The sequence below is a fragment of the Pseudomonas piscis genome, assembly GCF_009380155.1.
Lineage (GTDB): Bacteria > Pseudomonadota > Gammaproteobacteria > Pseudomonadales > Pseudomonadaceae > Aquipseudomonas > Aquipseudomonas piscis.
The window spans coordinates 92524-110122 of sequence record NZ_WHUV01000009.1 but is presented as its reverse complement, the minus strand read 5'-3'; the positions used below and the strand labels follow the sequence as shown (position 1 = coordinate 110122).

General features: G+C 64.6%; 15 protein-coding genes. 9 read left to right on the top strand and 6 right to left on the bottom strand.

The genetic code is table 11. The features are described 5' to 3' along the window. Positions 1 to 45: 45 nt before the first annotated feature. The 7 genes from GDH07_RS31635 (at position 46) to GDH07_RS31605 (ending at position 7911) form a co-directional block, all read left to right on the top strand. Positions 46 to 1704 (top strand): Na/Pi cotransporter family protein, encoded by a 1659-nt coding sequence (locus GDH07_RS31635; protein WP_152899820.1) that lies wholly within the window; start codon positions 46 to 48, stop codon positions 1702 to 1704. 58 nt (positions 1705 to 1762) lie between these two features. Continuing rightward, complete coding sequence (locus GDH07_RS31630) at positions 1763 to 3145, top strand: M16 family metallopeptidase (protein ID WP_152899819.1); 1383 nt, start codon at positions 1763 to 1765, stop codon at positions 3143 to 3145. A 162-nt stretch (positions 3146 to 3307) separates the two neighbouring features. After that, positions 3308 to 4351, top strand: coding sequence for a DUF5924 family protein (locus GDH07_RS31625; RefSeq protein ID WP_152899818.1), 1044 nt, complete (start codon positions 3308 to 3310; stop codon positions 4349 to 4351). A gap of 54 nt (positions 4352 to 4405) precedes the next feature. Beyond that, positions 4406 to 5554, top strand: coding sequence for an ABC transporter permease (locus GDH07_RS31620; protein ID WP_152899817.1), 1149 nt, complete (start codon positions 4406 to 4408; stop codon positions 5552 to 5554). After that, entirely contained in the window at positions 5551 to 6354 is an 804-nt protein-coding gene (locus GDH07_RS31615; protein ID WP_022642725.1) for an ABC transporter ATP-binding protein, read from the top strand. Before GDH07_RS31620 ends, GDH07_RS31615 begins: the two co-directional genes overlap by 4 nt. A 1-nt stretch (position 6355) precedes the next feature. Beyond that, the gene (locus GDH07_RS31610) at positions 6356 to 7294 is read left to right on the top strand and encodes an MlaD family protein (protein ID WP_152899816.1); all 939 of its coding nucleotides are present in this window, start codon (positions 6356 to 6358) and stop codon (positions 7292 to 7294) included. After that, a complete protein-coding gene (locus tag GDH07_RS31605; RefSeq protein ID WP_152899815.1) occupies positions 7291 to 7911 on the top strand; it encodes an ABC-type transport auxiliary lipoprotein family protein in 621 nt (206 codons plus the stop codon). The genes GDH07_RS31610 and GDH07_RS31605 overlap by 4 nt, the downstream gene beginning before the upstream one ends. A gap of 30 nt (positions 7912 to 7941) precedes the next feature. On the opposite strand, the gene GDH07_RS31600 is transcribed toward GDH07_RS31605, so the two are convergent. From GDH07_RS31600 to GDH07_RS31580, 5 genes are all read right to left on the bottom strand, one after another. Further along, positions 7942 to 9171, bottom strand: a complete 1230-nt coding sequence (locus GDH07_RS31600) for a nucleoside recognition domain-containing protein (protein WP_022642722.1) — start codon at positions 9169 to 9171, stop codon at positions 7942 to 7944. A gap of 123 nt (positions 9172 to 9294) precedes the next feature. After that, on the bottom strand, positions 9295 to 10626 hold the full coding sequence (gltP, locus tag GDH07_RS31595; protein ID WP_022642721.1) for a glutamate/aspartate:proton symporter GltP: 1332 nt from the start codon (positions 10624 to 10626) through the stop codon (positions 9295 to 9297). A 728-nt stretch (positions 10627 to 11354) separates the two neighbouring features. After that, positions 11355 to 11819 carry an inhibitor of vertebrate lysozyme family protein gene (locus tag GDH07_RS31590; protein ID WP_053137930.1) on the bottom strand — a complete coding sequence of 155 codons (465 nt, stop codon included), beginning with the start codon at positions 11817 to 11819 and terminating at the stop codon, positions 11355 to 11357. Between the two features lie 2 nt (positions 11820 to 11821). Beyond that, positions 11822 to 11986 carry a DUF1328 domain-containing protein gene (locus tag GDH07_RS31585; protein ID WP_003170804.1) on the bottom strand — a complete coding sequence of 55 codons (165 nt, stop codon included), beginning with the start codon at positions 11984 to 11986 and terminating at the stop codon, positions 11822 to 11824. A gap of 93 nt (positions 11987 to 12079) precedes the next feature. After that, a complete protein-coding gene (locus tag GDH07_RS31580; protein WP_031321043.1) occupies positions 12080 to 12364 on the bottom strand; it encodes a hypothetical protein in 285 nt (94 codons plus the stop codon). Between the two features lie 433 nt (positions 12365 to 12797). Here GDH07_RS31580 and algB point away from each other — a divergent pair, with 433 nt between their 5' ends. Together algB and GDH07_RS31570 are read left to right on the top strand one after the other, a co-directional pair. Then, on the top strand, positions 12798 to 14144 hold the full coding sequence (gene algB / locus GDH07_RS31575; protein WP_022642717.1) for a sigma-54-dependent response regulator transcription factor AlgB: 1347 nt from the start codon (positions 12798 to 12800) through the stop codon (positions 14142 to 14144). A 10-nt stretch (positions 14145 to 14154) separates the two neighbouring features. Continuing rightward, positions 14155 to 15933, top strand: a complete 1779-nt coding sequence (locus tag GDH07_RS31570) for a KinB sensor domain-containing domain (RefSeq protein ID WP_022642716.1) — start codon at positions 14155 to 14157, stop codon at positions 15931 to 15933. A 3-nt stretch (positions 15934 to 15936) separates the two neighbouring features. On the opposite strand, the gene GDH07_RS31565 is transcribed toward GDH07_RS31570, so the two are convergent. Continuing rightward, a complete protein-coding gene (locus tag GDH07_RS31565) occupies positions 15937 to 17556 on the bottom strand; it encodes an EAL domain-containing protein (protein WP_152899832.1) in 1620 nt (539 codons plus the stop codon). Positions 17557 to 17599 lie beyond the last annotated feature (43 nt).

Genomic DNA, 17599 nt, shown 5'->3' with positions numbered 1-17599 from the left:
GTCCATTGGCCCCGCTTGGGGCTCTTCACCCCAGGGGGGCCGTGCATGCTGACCCTGCTCAATCTGCTTTCCGCCGTGGCCCTGCTGGTGTGGGGCACGCATATCGTGCGTACCGGGATCCTGCGGGTCTACGGTTCCAACCTGCGGCACGTGATCGGCCAGAACATGAGCCGGCGTCCGCTGGCGTTCATCGCCGGGATCCTGGTAACGGCCATGGTCCAGAGCAGCAACGCCACGGCCATGCTGGTGACCTCCTTCGTCGGCCAGGGCCTGATGGGCCTGACCCCGGCCCTGGCCACCATGCTCGGCGCCGACGTCGGTACCGCCCTGATGGCCCGGGTGCTGACCTTCGACCTGTCGTGGCTCTCGCCGCTGCTGATCTTCATCGGGGTGATGTTCTTCCTCTCGCGCAAGCAGACCCGCGCCGGCCAGCTGGGTCGGGTCGGCATCGGCCTGGGCCTGATCATCCTGGCCCTGCAACTGATCGTGGAAGCTGCCGCACCCATCACCCATGCCCAGGGGGTGAAGGTGCTGTTCGCCTCGCTGACCGGCGACATCCTGCTGGATGCGCTGATGGGCGCGGTGTTCGCCATGGTCTCCTATTCCAGCCTGGCCGCCGTGCTGCTCACCGCCACCCTGGCCGGAGCCGGGGTCATCGGCCTGCCAGTGGCCATCGGCCTGGTGATCGGGGCCAACATCGGCAGCGGCGTGCTGGCCTTTCTCAGCACCAGCATGCAGAACGCCGCCGGGCGCCAGGTAGCCCTGGGCAGCTTGCTGTACAAGCTGATCGGCCTGCTGCTGATCATCCCGGTTCTCGATCCGCTGGCCCACTGGATGGACAGCCTGGATTTCAGTGCCCAGGAAGTGGTGATCGGCTTCCACCTGCTCTACAACACCGCCCGTTGCCTGCTGCTGTTGCCCAGTGTCAGCCCCATGGCGCGGCTCTGCGCCTGGCTGCTGCCCGAGCGCGCCCAGGAGAATGGCCGGGCACGGCCGCGCCACCTGGACCCCACTGCCCTGGTCACGCCCAGCCTTGCCCTGGCCAACGCCGCCCGGGAAACCCTGCGCATCGGCGACCTGGTGGACAGCATGCTCGAAGCCATGGGCGACGTATTGCGCGGCAAGCAGACCGCCATCACCCAGGAATTGCGGGCCTTGAGCGACGACGTCGAGGCGCTGTACAGCGCCATCAAGCTGTACCTGGCACAGATGCCCCGCGAAGACCTCAGCGACCAGGACAGCCGGCGCTGGGCGGAAATCATCGAACTGGCGATCAACCTCAAGCTGGCCAGCGACCTGATCGAGCGCATGTTGCGCAAGGTCCAGCAGCAGAAAACCTCCCAGCGCCGCTCGTTCTCCGAGGTCGGCCTGGAGGAACTGACCGGCCTGCACGCCCAGCTGATCGCCAACCTGCGCCTGGGGCTCTCGGTATTCCTCAGTGCCGATCCGGAGAGCGCCCGGCAACTGCTGCGCGAGAAGCGCCGTTTCCGCGCCCAGGAACGGCGCCTGGCCCACGCCCACGTCAGCCGCCTGCAACGCAAGATCGTCCAGAGCATCGAGACCAGCTCCCTGCACCTGGAACTGATCGCCGACATGAAGCGCCTCAACTCGCTGTTCTGCAGCAGCGCCTATGTCGTGCTGGAAACCTCGGATACCGGGGCCCTGGAAGTCGAGGACATGAGCGACATCACCCACTCGCCCTGAACGTCCAGGGTCATGTGCAGTCTCTACAACTTACGCACGCCGTAAGGAAGTTCTTGTTATGCGTTGTCTGTTACTCGCCTGCCTGCTGCTGGGCAGTGCACAAGGATGGGCCCTGGATCGCTTCCAGGTCGAAGACTACACCCTGCCCAATGGCTTGCAGGTGCTGCTCAAGCCTGGCAGCGAACGCGGCCACGTGGCGATCCGCCTGGTAGTCGGCGTGGGCCTGGATGACTTCCCCTGCACCGACAAGGAACTGCCGCACCTGCTCGAGCACCTGTTGTTCAGCGGCATCGACGCCAGCGGCGAGGGTGGCCTGGAAGAACGCATGCAAGCCCTGGGCGGCGAATGGAACGCCTATACCAGCAATGCCGATACCACCTTCGTGATCGAGGCCCCGGCGCGCAACCAGCGCAAGGTCCTCGACCTGCTGCTGTCGCTACTGACCCACACCCGCCTGGACGACAAGGCCCTGGCCAGCGCCAAGCGCGTGGTGGAGCGTGAAGACGGCGGCCATTACTCGCACCTGCAACGCTGGCTCGACCGCCAGGACCTGGGCCACAAGGCCAGCAACCAGCTGGCGGTGGAGCTGGGGCTCAAGTGCGCCGAGCGAGCCGAAGTCAGCCACCTGACCCTGGCCCGGCTGGAGCAGGTGCGCAAGGACTGGTACGCCCCCAACAACATGAGCCTGATCGTGGTGGGCGAACTGGATCGCCTGCTGCCCGCCTATCTGGAGCGCACCTACGGCGCCCTGGAGCCGGTGGAACCCAGTGAACACCCGCAGCTGCCACAAATGCAGGGCCATGCCGCAGCGGCGCGCAGCCTGATCCGTGGCTGGGTGGGCCAGAGTGCCCAATTGCACTGGCTGTTCCCCGAGCCGGTGCTGGAGCAACAGCACAGCGAAACCTTCGACCTGCTCAAGGACTACCTGGACTGGGCCCTGTACCGCCAGCTGCGCCTGGAGCATGAACTGTCCTACGGCCCCTGGAGCGATCGCGAAGTCTTCGGTGGTGTCGGGTTCCTCAGCCTCAACGCCGACCTGGAGCGCGATGACCTGGACGAAGCACGGCAGGTAGTCGAGCAGTTGCGGGCACATTTGCTGAAGGACGGCCTGGACCCCGCCGCCTTCGCCCGCCTGAAGCAGGCCGCCATCGATCGCCAGGCCTGGGCGGTGCAGGGCAATAGCGCCCTGGCGGACTACTACTGGAGCGCCCTGGGGGATCTCGACGATGGGCGTTTCAGCGATCCGGCCAAGGCCCTGCGCGCCGTGACCCTGGCCCAGGCCAACCAGGCCCTGCACCAACTGCTTGAACAGCCGGGCTACCTGCGGATCGAAAAACCCCTGTTGAGCGACGAGCAAGTGCTCTGGCTGCTGGGCGGGCTGCTGATCCTGGCGGTGCTGGGCGGCGTGGGCGCGGGCCTGCTGCGCCGGCGCACCAGCTGACCCTGGCAGGGCGCTGCATGACAGCCCGAAAACCGGTACCGCCATGCCCATCGGCCGGGCCGACCCGCTTCCCATCCGGGAGCGGGTGGACTCCCTCGCCACGGGCAGCCGCCAACGTTATCCTGTCGCGCTTTTTCCCACCCTGACCGTGACCTGCTGCCGATGCCCGACTGGAACCGACACATACAGCGCCTGCTGGAACTGATCAAGCGCTACCCCGGGGTCATCGCACTCGGCGGCTTCATCTCGGGGGTCTGCAGCTTCATCCTGGTGGACCGGCAACAGGGCCTGGCCTCATGGATCGCTATCATCATGCTGGTGAGCTGGGTCTGGCTGATGCTGGAAAACAGCCTGACCCAGCTGTTCGCCCAGGTTTTCAAGCGCGAGATCCCGCAGCCGCTGCTGCGCTATGCCACGCAGATGATCCACCAGGAAAGCCTGTTCTTCGTCCTGCCGTTCTTTTTCATCACCACCAGCTGGAACAGCGGCCAACTGGCGTTCACCGGGCTACTGGGCGCCGCGGCCCTGGTGTCCATCACCGACCCGCTGTACTACAAGTGGCTGGCCCCTCGCCGCTGGCTGTTCCTGGCCCTGCATACGCTGACGTTGTTCGCCGTGCTGCTGACGGCGCTGCCGCTGATCCTGCACCTGACCACCGCCCAGAGCTTCAAGCTGGCCCTGGGCACCGCCATGTTGCTGTCCTTCCCGAGCCTGGCCTCGATCCTGCCGATCCGCAGCGTACGCAGCGCCCTGACCGTGCTGTGCATCACCCTGGCCATCGGCGGCACCGGCTGGCTGCTGCGCTCCTGGGTGCCACCGGCCACCCTGTGGCTGACCGAGGACGCCATCAGTACCCAGCTCCAGGACCGTACTCCAGGCGCCAGCCTGGAAACCCTCAGCGCCAGCCAAGTGCGTGGCAATGGCCTGTACGCCTACACCGCGATCAACGCGCCGCGGGGCCTGGACGAGCGCATCTACCATGTCTGGCAGTTCAACGGCAGCGAGGTGGACCGCATCGCCCTGGACATCCACGGCGGGCGTAAGGAGGGTTACCGCGCCTGGTCCCACAAGCAGAACTTCCCGGCCAACCCCGCCGGCAAATGGCAGGTCCGGGTCGTCACCGAGGACGGCCAGGTGATCGGCGTGCTGCGCTTCCAGATCGACGATCCAGATCAACAGGCGGCCAAGCCCGGCGAGGCAAAGTAATGTGGATCGTGCTATTACGTAGCACTGCAAAATGGCCATACAAGCTTGGAGCTTATGACTACCAGCGTGACGCCCGGCACCGCTCAACTGGATCTTGCCCACTCTCCGGCGCAATTGCGCATCCACGGCGACTGGACGCTGGCGCACTACAGCGACCTGAAGCGCCTCAGCCAATCCCTGGCCGGGCGCTACGATAGCGACACCCACATCGACCTCAATGGCCTCGGCGCCCTGGACACCGCCGGCGCCTCGCTATTGGTGGAGCTGCTGGGTGCCGAGCGCCTGGGACGCAGCGCCGAGCATCCCGATTGCACCCTGTCCGCCGCCGACCGTGCCCTGCTGCAAACCGTCTACAGCTCGCTGAACGACTTCTGCGTGCCGGTCAAGCAACCGGAAATCCCGGTGGGCATACAACTGCTCTCGCGCATCGGCGGCTCGGTCTACACCGTCTGGCACGACACCTTGAAGGTCCTGGGCTTCATCGGCCTGATCCTCGAGACCCTGGCCCGCGGCCTGTTGCATCCCAGGCGCTGGCGCATCACCCCGGTGGTGGCGCATATCGAGCAGACCGGCCTGGACGCCGCGCCCATCGTCGCCTTGCTGACCTTCCTGGTGGGGGCGGTGGTGGCCTTCCTCGGCGCCACGGTGCTGGCTGGATTCGGCGCCAGCATCTTCACCGTGGACCTGGTGGCGTTTTCCTTCCTGCGCGAATTCGGCGTGCTGCTGACCGCCATCCTCATGGCCGGGCGTACCGCCAGCGCCTTCACCGCGCAGATCGGCTCGATGAAGGCCAACGAGGAAATCGACGCGATTCGCACCCTGGGCCTGGACCCCATGGAATTGCTGGTGCTGCCCCGGGTCCTGGCGCTACTGGTGGCGCTGCCGATGCTGACCTTCCTGGCGATGCTCTCGGGCATCATCGGCGGCGGGGTGGTCTGCGCGCTGTCGCTGGACATCTCACCGGCGATGTTCCTCTCGCTGTTGCATTCGGATATCGGCGTGAAACACTTTCTCCTGGGCCTGGTGAAGGCCCCGATATTCGCCTTCCTGATCGCCGCCATCGGCTGCCTGGAAGGCTTCAAGGTCAGTGGCAGCGCCGAGTCGGTAGGCGCACACACCACTTCCGCGGTGGTGCAGTCGATCTTCGTGGTGATCGTCATCGACGCCGTGGCCGCGCTGTTCTTCATGGAGATGGGCTGGTGAGCCGCCCGCCGCGCGCGCCCGCCGAGGCGGTGATCGAGGTTCGCGGGCTGTGCAACCGCTTCGGCCAGCAGAGCGTGCACGAGAACCTCGACCTGGACGTGTACAAGGGCGAGATCCTCGGCGTGGTCGGTGGCTCGGGCAGCGGCAAGTCGGTCTTGCTGCGCAGTATCGTCGGCCTGCGCCAGCCCAGCGAGGGTTCGGTACGGGTATTCGGCCAGGACCTGCCGAGCTTGCCGGAGCGACAGCGCTCGCTGGTGGAGCGACGTTTCGGCGTGCTGTTCCAGAAGGGCGCGCTGTTCACCTCGCTGACGGTGACCGAGAACGTCGCCCTGCCGCTGATCGAACATGCCGGCCTGTCACGCGCCGACGCCGAGCACCTGGCGGCGGTGAAGCTGGCCCTGGCCGGCCTGCCGCTGTCGGCGGCCGACAAGTACCCCGCGTCGCTGTCCGGCGGCATGATCAAGCGCGCGGCCCTGGCCCGCGCCCTGGCCCTGGACCCGGACATCCTGTTTCTCGACGAGCCCACCGCCGGCCTCGACCCGGTGGGCGCCGCCGCCTTCGACCAACTGATCCTGACCCTGCGCGATGCCCTGGGCCTGAGCGTGTTCCTGGTCACCCATGACCTGGATACCCTCTACACCATCACCGACCGGGTGGCGGTACTGGCGCAGAAGAAGGTGCTGGTGGCCGATGCCATCGATATCGTCGCCGAGACTGCGGACGCCTGGATCCACGAATACTTCCACGGCCCCCGGGGCCGCGCGGCGTACCAGGCCGCGACACCGACCAACGAGGGATGATATGGAAACCCGAGCCCATCACGTACTGATCGGCCTGTTCACGGTGATCTTGGTGGCCGGCGCCTTGCTGTTCGGCCTGTGGCTGGCCAAGTCCAGCGTCGACAGCGCCTTCCAGGACTACGAGATCGTCTTCAACGAAGCGGTCAGCGGCCTGTCCCGGGGCAGCTCGGTACAGTACAGCGGGATCAAGGTCGGCGACGTGGTCAACCTGCGCCTGGATCCCAAGGACCCGCGCCGGGTGCTGGCGCAGATCCGCCTGGGCGGCGACACGCCGATCAAGGAAGACACCCAAGCCAAACTGGCGCTGACCGGCATCACCGGCACCTCGATCATCCAGCTCAGCGGCGGCACCCCGCAAAGCCCGCCGCTCAAGGGCAAGAACGGCCACCTGCCGAGCATCACCGCCTCGCCATCGCCCATCGCCCGGCTGCTGAACAACAGCGACGACCTGATGACCGGGGTCAACCTGCTGCTGCACAACGCCAACCAGCTGTTCTCCCCGGAGAACGTGGACCGGGTCGGCAGTACCCTGGATAACCTGCAGAAGACCACCGCCAGCATCGCCGAGCAGCGCAACGACTTGCGCCAGCTGATGCAGCAACTGGGGATCATCACCAAGCAGACCAGCGCCATGCTCGAGCAGACCACCGCGCTGATGCGCAACGCCAACGGCCTGCTCAACGACCAGGGCCGGCAGATGTTCGGCAGCGCCCAGCAGGCCATGCGCTCCCTGGAGCAAAGCAGCGCCACCCTCAACCAGCTGCTGAACGACAACCAGGACTCGCTGAGCAACGGCATGCAGGGCCTCAATGGCCTGGCACCGGCCGTGCGCGAATTGCGCGAGACCATGAGCTCGCTGCGGGCCATCACCCGCCGCCTGGAAGCCAACCCCGGTGGTTACCTGCTGGGTAACGAGAAGAACAAGGAGTTCACGCCATGATGCGTGCCAGCCGCCTGTTTGCCCCCCTGGCCCTGGGGACCGTCCTGGCCCTTGGTGGCTGCTCGATCCTGCCCCAGAGCGAGCCGCTGGATATCTACCGCTTGCCGGTGGGCCAGGCCAGCACCCCGGGCAAGGCCCTGCCGTGGTCGCTGCAACTGCTCAAGCCCCAGGCCAGCGATGCCCTGAACAGTGCGCGGATCGCGGTGATCCCCCAGGGCGACCTGCTCAGCAGCTACAAGGCCTCCCGCTGGACCGACCCGGCGCCGATCCTGCTGCGCAACCGGCTGCTGGACGGGTTCCAGCGCGATGGCCGGGTCCAGCTGTTGAGCACCGACGACAGCAACTTGCAGACCGACCTGGCCCTGGGCGGCGACCTGCAAGCGTTCCAGACCGAATACCAGGGCAAGGCCGCCCAGGTGGTGATACGCCTGGATGCGCGGTTGATCCGTGGTGCTGACCAGAAGATCCTCGCCAGCCGACGCTTCGAGGTACGCCAGCCGCTGGCCGAGACCCAGGTGCCGGCAGTGGTGACCGGGTTCGGCCAGGCCAGCGACGTGCTGGCCCGCCAGGTGGTGGACTGGGCCGTGGGGCAGGGCAACCAGGTGGAGAAACGCTGAGGTCCGTTGCGCCGGCAGGCCGGCGCAGGATCAGCCGAAGAACCAGTAGCAGACAGCGATCGCCGCAACCACGCCGGCAAACTCCGCCAGCAGGGCGCAGCCCACGGCGTGCCGGACCCGCTGGATACCCACCGCACCGAAATACACCGCCAGCACATAGAAGGTGGTTTCGGTGCTGCCCTGGATAGTCGCCGCCGCCAGCGCCGGGAAGCTGTCCACACCCTGGCTCTTCATGGTTTCGATCAGCATCGCCCGGGCTGCACTGCCGGAGAACGGCTTGACCATGGCGGTGGGCAGGGCATCGACGAAGCGCGTATCCCAACCGGCCCAGGCCACCAGGTGGCGGATCCCGTCGAGACCGAAGTCCAGGGCGCCGGAAGCCCGCAGCACGCCGATGGCGCACAGCATGGCCACCAGGTACGGCAGCAGGTTCTTGGCGACGTCGAACCCCTCCTTGGCACCCTCGACGAAAGCCTCGTAGACCTTGACCTTGCGTAGCGCGCCGACCACCAGGAACAGCATGATCAGGCCGAACAGCGTCAGGTTGCCGAGGATCGACGACAGCGATGCCAGGGCCGCCGCCGACAAGCTCGCCAACAGCGCCATGAAGGCCCCCAGGGCCAGGGCACCGGGAACCAGGTAGGCCAGTACCACCGGATCCCACAACCGCAGGCGTTGCATCACCGCCACCGACAGCAGGCCCACCAGGGTCGAGGCGCTGGTGGCCAGCAGGATCGGCAGGAATACCAGGGTCGGGTCCGCCGCGCCTTGCTGGGCGCGGTACATGAAGATAGTTACCGGCAACAGGGTCAGGGACGATGCGTTGAGCACCAGGAACAGGATTTGCGCGTTGCTCGCGGTGGTGGCGCTGGGGTTGAGCTCTTGCAGGGCGCGCATGGCCTTGAGGCCGATGGGCGTGGCGGCATTGTCCAGGCCCAGGCCGTTGGCGGCGAAGTTCAGGGTGATCAGGCCCAGGGCCGGATGGCCCGGCGGCACTTCCGGCATCAGGCGCTTGAACAGCGGGCCGAGGACCTTGGCCAGCCATTCGACGATGCCGGCCTTCTCGGCGATCCGCAGGAAGCCCAGCCACAGGGTCAGGGTACCGAACAGCAGCACCATGACCTCCACCGACAGCTTGGCCATGGCGAAGATGCTTTCCACCATGGCGGCGAAGATCCCGGCGTTGCCCCCCACCAGCCACTGCGCCAGGGCGGAAACGGTTGCAACGATAAAGAAGCCAAGCCACAGGCCATTGAGCATCGGTCATATCCCTCGGAAGATGCCGCGAATGATAGCGGGGGCTGCAGAAACGACAAACCCCGGATCGACCGGGGTTTGTCTGTTGCGCGGGCCCACCAGGGTGGCGGGCGGGCGTCAGGCGGCTCAGCCCTTGGAGATCTCGCCGGCTGGCAGCTTCTCCTTGCTGCGCCAGTGCGGCAGGGAGTTCCAGTAGCGCTGGCCCTTGGCGTCGTCGTACATGCCTTCCCAGCGAGCAATCACCAGCACCGCCAGGGCGTTGCCGATCACGTTCAGGGCGGTACGCGCCATGTCCATCACGCGGTCGACACCGGCGATGAAGGCCAGGCCTTCCAGCGGGATGCCGACGCTGCCCAGGGTGGCCAGCAGGACCACGAAGGACACGCCCGGAACCCCGGCGATACCCTTGGAAGTGACCATCAGGGTCAGGACCAGCAGCAGTTGCTGGCTGATGGACAGGTCGATGCCGTACAGCTGGGCGATGAAGATCGCCGCGATGCTCTGGTACAGGGTCGAGCCGTCGAGGTTGAAGGAGTAGCCGGTAGGCACCACGAAGCTGCAGATCGCCTTCGGCGCGCCGTAGGCTTCCATCTTCTCGATCACTCGCGGCAGCACGGTTTCCGAACTGGCGGTGGAGTAGGCGAGCACCAGCTCATCCTTGAAGATGCGCATCAGCTTGATCACCGAGAAGCCGAACAGGCGTGCGACCAGCCCCAGGACCACGAAGGCGAAGAAAGCGATGGCCACGTAGACCAGGATCACCAGCTTGGCCAAAGGCAGCAGCGAGGCGAAACCGAAGTTGGCGACAGTCACCGCGATCAGTGCGAATACGCCGATGGGGGCGTAGTTCATGATCATGTGGGTGACTTTGAACATGGTTTCCGAAACGCCCTGGAACATCTTCACCAGCGGCTCGCGCAGGTCGGCCTGCAGGCTCGACAGGCCCAGGCCGAACAGCACCGAGAAGAAGATGATCGGCAGCATCTCGCCACGGGCCATGGCCGCGAAGATGTTCGACGGAATCAGGTTGAGGATGGTCTCGATGAAGGCGTGTTCATGCTGCACTTCGGCCGCGGTGGCCTGGTACTTGGAGATGTCCACGGTGCCCAGGGTGCTCATGTCGATGCCTGCGCCCGGATGGAACAGGTTGGCCAGCAGCAGGCCGACGACGATGGCGATGGTGGTCACGATCTCGAAGTAGATGATGGTCTTGAGGCCGATGCGGCCCAGCTTCTTGGCGTCGCCGACACCGGCGATGCCGACCACCAGCGAGGAGATGACGATCGGGATCACGATCATCTTGATCAAGCGGATAAAGATATCGCCCGCAGGTTGCAGGACGTTGCTGATCCACCAGGCTTTTTCAGCGCTGAAATGATTGAGCAGTGCGCCGATCGCAATACCCAGGACCAGACCGATGAGGATCTGCCAGGCGAGGCTTAATTTGGCCTTCTTCATATCATTACCCTTACTTCAGTTGGACTCGGGCAGATGCGCGAACTGCAACGCTCAATGGCGGAAAAGTCTGTGCATCGGCCCCCGTATAAGGTCATCCCGAGCGAGCAATGACGGCTCTCTGCAGGCGAAAAAAGGCGCAACTATTCCGATGCAAGGGTGGCGCGTCTAATGCCGTAAACGCCTACCCTATGCCGAATCGGCATGAGTTTTTCGAAACAAAACGAGCGTCCCAACCGGTTCGAATACGACATTTCGGCAGGCCAGAATGCCGTGAAACGGCCATTTCAGGCGGCGTGCAGGCTTGTCGGAAGGGTCAGGAAAAGGTCTAAAAAAATTTAGGAATGTTCTGTTTCGGGTGCCCTTGAACCTTCCGGATTTCCCGGAAAGTTTCTCGATATACGGTCGCAGAGAAACACCAGGTAACGTTTGACCGGAGTCAAAGGAAGATTTTTCAGTTCGCACTGTGGGTTTTCTTGCCAAGGGCTCTAGATCGGGTCTTTTTCCTGTCCAAGCACGCCGCAAGCTCATCAGGTCGATGCCGACCTGGGAGCTTGCGCCGTCGCTTTTTCCTGACCCGGCCCTCGCGGAGGCACTCCCTGTACCCCTAGGTCACTCCGATCTCTGGTGGATCAGAACGTCCCGGCCCCCTGGTCATGCACGTGCCCTCCTCGGGTCGTGCAACAGCCGAAAGCGCACCTGGCCCTTTCGTCTATTCGCCTGACCCGGACTCAATACCAGTTCGGGTCCTTTCTCAGCTGCTCTTTAAGCAATTCCTGCATACCGGGCTCGGGCTTGCCGAGAAACCGGTAGTTGGCATGCCGGGTGGGCGACTTGTCGGCGGGCAGCCCCGCAGGCACTTCCACCAGCAATGCATAGGCATGCTTTTTATCGAAACCGAAGGCCACGATCAGGCGCTGGTTGCGGCAACTCTGGGCGGTTTCGCACAGGGGGCCCACCAGGTACTTGTCGCCATCCTCCTGCACTGCATTCATTTGCTCGGCCTCGCCCGACAGGTTCATCACCCATTCGGGCAGGCGCTCTTCCTTCTGCACGACGTCTTGCCAGGTCTTGCGGAACTGTGGATCCGAGTTCAGCAGTTGGTTGGCGCGTGCCTGGCCGTCGTTGGCTGCGCTCGCCAGGGTACTGGCGCCCAGCAGCACGACAGCGGCCAGAGTCTTGTAGGAGAACCCCATGGTCAGCCCCGGCCGCGACGGCCAAAGAAGAACGAAGCGATGAACATCACCAGGAACACCACGAAGAGGATCTTGGCGATTCCGGTGGCCGTACCCGCGATACCACCGAAGCCCAACACGGCAGCGACGATGGCGATGATCAGGAATGTGATTGCCCAACTCAGCATGATGATTCTCCTTACTCTTCTTTATTGGAAACGCTACCTGCATGGACAGTCGACGCCGCCGCAAGGCCGGCACGACCGCGGTGCCCAGGCCGTCTAGAACACCCAGCGCTCCTCGCGGGGCGACTCAAGCACCGGTTGTGCCTGGTCGACGGTCATCAATTGTGCAAGGGGTGCTTCGGTGAACTGGCCGCTCACCGGGGCGAAATGGGTCTGGGTCATGTGCTGGACCGCTACACGGGGAGCGGGCGCTTCGCTGTCTTGCCAGCGCTGCAATTGCTGCCCGGCGATCAGGGTGACCAGCAGGGCAAGGCTGGCGAACAAGCCTTGTTGCAAGTGCAGCGGCGCGATACGCATTTGGGCGAGACGTTGGCGATTCATCCTGAAATACCTCCCACAGCGGTTGAGATGTTGTTATGCGATGTGGGAGAGGTATTGCAGGCTGCATGCCAGCTTTGTAACAAATAAAAAAACCAACAAAATCATATAGTTATGAAAACTCATCGAAACCTGACGAGACGCATCCTGCACGATGCCCGCTTGCCGGGCCGTGCGAAATGCACGATCGCCTTGTGCAGGATCGAACACCTTCTGACTTGTGGTGGGAACTTTGCCGAACGGCGAGCAGCCTGATACAGACCGGCATCTGAGCGGAACCGCCCCATTATTGAAAACATCATGTGTTTCAGTGGGTTAGCTATTCGTCTCGGAGAGATCTAACCTGCAAGCCGCAGAATGGATCAGAATCAACCTTGCAACTTGCCCGATTTTTCCGGGACTAAATAAGATCGTCTATATAAGGAGCCCAGGAAAAATGGAGTCAGCGCCGGAAAATCAAGGCCGCATCCTGTTGGTGGATGATGAATCCGCCATCCTTCGCACCTTCCGTTACTGCCTGGAAGATGAGGGTTATACCGTCGCCACCGCCAACAGCGCGGCCCAGGCGGATACCTTGTTGCAGCGCCAGGTGTTCGACCTGTGCTTCCTCGACCTGCGCCTGGGTGAAGACAACGGTCTCGACGTCCTGGCCCAGATGCGCGTCCAGGCTCCCTGGATGCGGGTGGTGATCGTCACCGCACACTCCGCCGTGGACACCGCAGTGGATGCGATCCAGGCCGGCGCCGCCGACTACCTGGTCAAGCCCTGCAGCCCCGATCAATTGCGCCTGGCCACCGCCAAGCAGCTGGAGGTACGCCAGCTCTCGGCGCGCCTGGAAGCCCTGGAAGGCGAAGTGCGCAAACCCAGCGACGGCCTGGACTCCCACAGCCCAGCCATGAAGGTGGTGTTGGAAACCGCACGCCAGGTGGCCAGCACCGACGCCAACATCCTCATCCTCGGCGAGTCCGGCACCGGCAAGGGCGAGCTGGCCCGGGCCATCCATGGCTGGAGCAAACGCGCGAAGAAGTCCTGCGTGACCATCAACTGCCCGTCGCTGACCGCCGAACTGATGGAAAGCGAGCTGTTCGGCCACAGCCGGGGCGCTTTCACCGGCGCCAGCGAAAGCACCCTGGGCCGGGTCAACCAGGCCGACGGCGGGACCTTGTTCCTCGACGAGATCGGCGACTTCCCGCTGACCCTGCAACCCAAGCTGCTGCGCTTCATCCAGGACAAGGAATACGAGCGTGTCGGCGATCCGGTGACCCGTCGGGCCGATGTTCGCATCCTCGCCGCCACCAACCTCAACCTGGAAGACATGGTGCGCGATGGGCGCTTTCGCGAAGACCTGCTGTACCGCCTGAACGTCATCACCTTGCACCTGCCGCCCCTGCGTGAACGCAGCGAGGACATCCTGACCCTGGCCGATCGTTTCCTCGCGCGCTTCGTCAAGGAGTACTCGCGGCCAGCCCGCGGCTTCAGCGACGAAGCCCGGGAAGCGCTGCTCAACTACCGCTGGCCGGGCAACATCCGCGAACTGCGCAACGTGGTGGAACGCGCGAGCATCATCTGTCCCCAGGAGCGGGTGGAAATCAGCCACCTGGGCATGGCCGAGCAGCCCACCAACAACGCCCCGCGGATCGGCGCCGCGCTGAGCCTGGATGAACTGGAGAAGGCCCACATCGGCGCGGTACTGGCCACCAGCGACACCCTGGACCAGGCCGCCAAGACCCTGGGCATCGATGCTTCGACGCTGTATCGCAAACGCAAGCAGTACAACCTGTGAACGGGACCCCATGAAGCTCGCGATAAAACTGCGGACCCGGCTGTTTCTCAGCATCTCCGCCCTGATCACCGTGGCCTTGCTCGGCCTGGTGCTGGGGCTGGTCAGCGTGATGCAGATGGCCAGTACCCAGGAATCGCTGATCCGCAACAACTTCATCACCCTGGACCTGGGGCTCAAGCTGCGCCAGACCCTCGGCGACCAGCTGATCCTCATGCTCAGCAACAAGCCCGATCCGGCGGCTCTGCAAGCCTCCCGGCAGCACTACCTGGAATTGCTCGACCAGGGCATCGCCCATGAACAGCAACAAAAGGGACAGAGTGGCTTCCAGCAGGCGCGCAGCGACTACGTCAGCTTCTTCGAGGCTTTCGAACACAGCACCTCCAGCCTGAGCAACAACAACGAGCTGACCGAGCGCTTCAATACCCTGCGCGGGGGCCTGATCAACGAACACAAGCGCGCCCTGGACAACATCAGCGAAGTGGAGCACCAGACCCGTGGCCGGGCGCTGCTGGTGGCCGGCCTGCTGGGGCTGGTAGGCCTGGCGGTGCTGATCATCGGTTTCATTACCGCCCACTCCATCGCCCGGCGCTTCGGCGGCCCGATCGAGGCCCTGGCCAAGGCGGCGGACAAGATCAGCCAAGGCAATTTCGACGTTACCCTGCCGATCTCCGGCCCGGCGGAAATGAACCTGCTGACCCGGCGCTTCGGGATCATGGCCGAAGTCCTGCGCCAGCATCAGGCAACCAATGTCGATGAACTGCTGGCCGGCCAGCAACGCCTGCAGGCCGTGCTCGACAGCATCGACGACGGCTTGCTGATGATCGACCGCCAGGGCCGGCTGGAGCACCTCAACCCGGTGGCCCAGCGCCAGCTCGGCTGGGACCAGGAGCGCCTTGGCCAAGGCCTGGGAAGCGCCTTGCAACGCCCGGAGCTGGACGAGCAGCTGCAACTGGTGCTGCGCGGCGGCAACCTGGAGCGGGCACCGGAGGACCTGGATATCGAGGTCGACGGCGAAGCCCGCCTGCTGACCTACAGCCTGACTCCGGTGTGCCATACCCAGGGGCATATCCTCGGAGCGGTGATGGTGCTGCACGATGTCACCGAGCAGCGAGCCTTCGAGCGTGTGCGCAGCGAGTTCGTGCTACGCGCCTCCCATGAGCTGCGTACCCCGGTCACCGGCATGCACATGGCCTTCGGACTGCTCCAGGAGCGCCTGCATTTTGCCGAGGAGTCCCGGGAAACCGACCTGCTCAATACCGTCAACGAAGAAATGCAGCGCCTGATGCAACTGATCAACGACCTGCTGAACTTCTCCCGCTACCAGAACGGCCTGCAAAAGCTGACCCTCGCGCCCTGCTCCCTGGACGAATTGCTGGAACAGACCCAGGGGCGCTTCAGCGAGCAGGCGCAACAACAGGACATCGCGCTGCTGCTGGAGATCCAGGCGCCGCTGCCGCGCCTGCATGCCGACCGCCCGCAACTGGAACGGGTACTGGACAACCTGGTGGACAACGCCTTGCGCCACACCGCCCGCGGTGGGCAGATCCGCCTGCAGGCCCGACGCCACGGCGAACGGGTGATCGTCAGCGTCGAGGACAACGGCGAAGGCATCGCCTATGGCCAGCAGGGGCGGATCTTCGAACCTTTCGTCCAGGTGGGACGCAAGAAGGGCGGCGCCGGCCTGGGGCTGGCGTTGTGCAAGGAAATCGTCCAGCTCCATGGCGGGCGCATGGGCGTTTACTCGCGGCCCGGGCAGGGCACCCAGTTCTACCTGGCCCTGCCGCTCTAGGGTTCAGGCTTCATCGTCCAGGCGCCTGGCCACCAGGCGTCGGCCACGGGTAATCAACTCGGTGAACTGCAAGGCGCTCAGGGCATGGGCGAACAGCCAGCCTTGGCCGAAGTTGACGCCTTCGCTGCTCAGCAACACGGCCTGGTCCTCGCATTCGATGCCTTCGGCGATCACCTTGAGCTTCAGGGCATGGGCCATGCGGATGATGTGCGGGGCCACGCCGCTGCTGGCGGCATCGTGACCGAGGGCGTCGACGAACGCCTTGTCGATCTTCAGGCAATCCACCGGCAAGTTCTGCAAGTAGGCCAGGCTGCAGTATCCCGTGCCGAAGTCATCGATCAGCACCTTGTGCCCGACATCCCGCAGGGCTTGCAGGTTGTTGCGCGCCACTACCACGTCGATCAGCCCACGCTCGGTCACCTCGAAGGCGATCTGCCGCGCCGCGACCCGGTGCAACGCCAGCAGCCTGGCCATGACCCGGCCGACACGCGGCACCATCACGTCACAGGCCGCCAGGTTGACCGAGATATACAGTTGCGGATTGGCCCGCAGCACATGTCCCAGTTGCTCCAGCAGGCGTTGCAGGACGAAATCGGTGATCTGGCGGATCTGCCCGGTGTTCTCCGCCAGGGGGATGAACAGTTCGGGACTGGTCAAGGTGCCGTCCGGACGCCGCCAGCGCAGCAGAGCCTCGGCCCCCACGCACAACCGGCTGTTGAGATCGAAGATCGGCTGGTACAGCACCTGCAGTTCGTTACGACGCAAGGCCCCCTGCAATTCGGCACCCAGGGACTGGCGCTGGCGCGCCAACTGATACACCAGGGCGCCGATGAACAGCGCCAGCAGCAGGCTGGTCGGCAGCAGCCACCACCAGCCATCGAGCAACTCGGCCTGCATGCTGGCCCGTGGCGTGATCAGCACCAGTTGGTATTCGGGATTGCGGGTCGGCATGCGGTACACCAACAAGTCGCGGGTCACCTGCAACGGCCGGCTGCGATCATCCTGCCAGGGTTGCTCCGGCGGCCAGGAACGGGCTTGGCCCAGTACCGGTATGGCCCGGGCGCCGTGGTCGACCACCACCATCAGGCTGCCGCCGGACGGCAGGTCGACCACGTCGCTCAGGTGCCCGCGCGAGGTGGCCACGCGGAAATTGCCCCGGCCGAGCATCAGCGCCGCCAGGTTTTCGTTGGGCTGGGCCGAGGTATTGAGCCAGTAGCTGTAGGTGGGCCCGCGGATATCCGCCGGTCGGGGAGAAGTCGCAAGGTTTTGCCGGGGCCAGTTGGAGCAGGTCTGGTCGGCATCCATGTAGGCCGCTTCATAGATGAAGCGATAGTTGAAGCTGACCTGTTGCAGCACCGCAACCATGTCCGCGCTGCACCCGCGCAGCGGCTGCCCCTCAAGAGTATCCAGGCCCTCGCGCAGTTGCCGGAAGAGCTGCTCCAGGCGCTCCAGGAAGCGCCGGCCCTGGGCGTTCATCTGCTCGCTTTCGCGCTGCTGGACCTCGTGCATGGCCACCCCAACGCTGCCCAGCATCAGCACCGCCGCGCTCAGGACAGCCGCCAGCATCGCCAGCAACCAGGGGCGATGGAACCAGGTGCGCGGGGTCTCGCGGGCGGCCGGCATCATGGAACATCCGAAGGATTACCAATGAGTTATAGCAACTGAT

Bases quoted from the DNA above. Each gene is read 5' to 3' on its own strand.
- GDH07_RS31635 (WP_152899820.1), top strand. From the start codon at position 46: ATGCTGACCCTGCTCAATCTGCTTTCCGCCGTGGCCCTGCTGGTGTGG.
- GDH07_RS31630 (WP_152899819.1), top strand. From the start codon at position 1,763: ATGCGTTGTCTGTTACTCGCCTGCCTGCTGCTGGGCAGTGCACAAGGA.
- GDH07_RS31625 (WP_152899818.1), top strand. From the start codon at position 3,308: ATGCCCGACTGGAACCGACACATACAGCGCCTGCTGGAACTGATCAAG.
- GDH07_RS31620 (WP_152899817.1), top strand. From the start codon at position 4,406: ATGACTACCAGCGTGACGCCCGGCACCGCTCAACTGGATCTTGCCCAC.
- GDH07_RS31610 (WP_152899816.1), top strand. From the start codon at position 6,356: ATGGAAACCCGAGCCCATCACGTACTGATCGGCCTGTTCACGGTGATC.
- GDH07_RS31605 (WP_152899815.1), top strand. From the start codon at position 7,291: ATGATGCGTGCCAGCCGCCTGTTTGCCCCCCTGGCCCTGGGGACCGTC.
- GDH07_RS31600 (WP_022642722.1), bottom strand. From the start codon at position 9,171: ATGCTCAATGGCCTGTGGCTTGGCTTCTTTATCGTTGCAACCGTTTCC.
- gltP (WP_022642721.1), bottom strand. From the start codon at position 10,626: ATGAAGAAGGCCAAATTAAGCCTCGCCTGGCAGATCCTCATCGGTCTG.
- GDH07_RS31590 (WP_053137930.1), bottom strand. From the start codon at position 11,819: ATGGGGTTCTCCTACAAGACTCTGGCCGCTGTCGTGCTGCTGGGCGCC.
- GDH07_RS31585 (WP_003170804.1), bottom strand. From the start codon at position 11,986: ATGCTGAGTTGGGCAATCACATTCCTGATCATCGCCATCGTCGCTGCC.
- GDH07_RS31580 (WP_031321043.1), bottom strand. From the start codon at position 12,364: ATGAATCGCCAACGTCTCGCCCAAATGCGTATCGCGCCGCTGCACTTG.
- algB (WP_022642717.1), top strand. From the start codon at position 12,798: ATGGAGTCAGCGCCGGAAAATCAAGGCCGCATCCTGTTGGTGGATGAT.
- GDH07_RS31570 (WP_022642716.1), top strand. From the start codon at position 14,155: ATGAAGCTCGCGATAAAACTGCGGACCCGGCTGTTTCTCAGCATCTCC.
- GDH07_RS31565 (WP_152899832.1), bottom strand. From the start codon at position 17,556: ATGCCGGCCGCCCGCGAGACCCCGCGCACCTGGTTCCATCGCCCCTGG.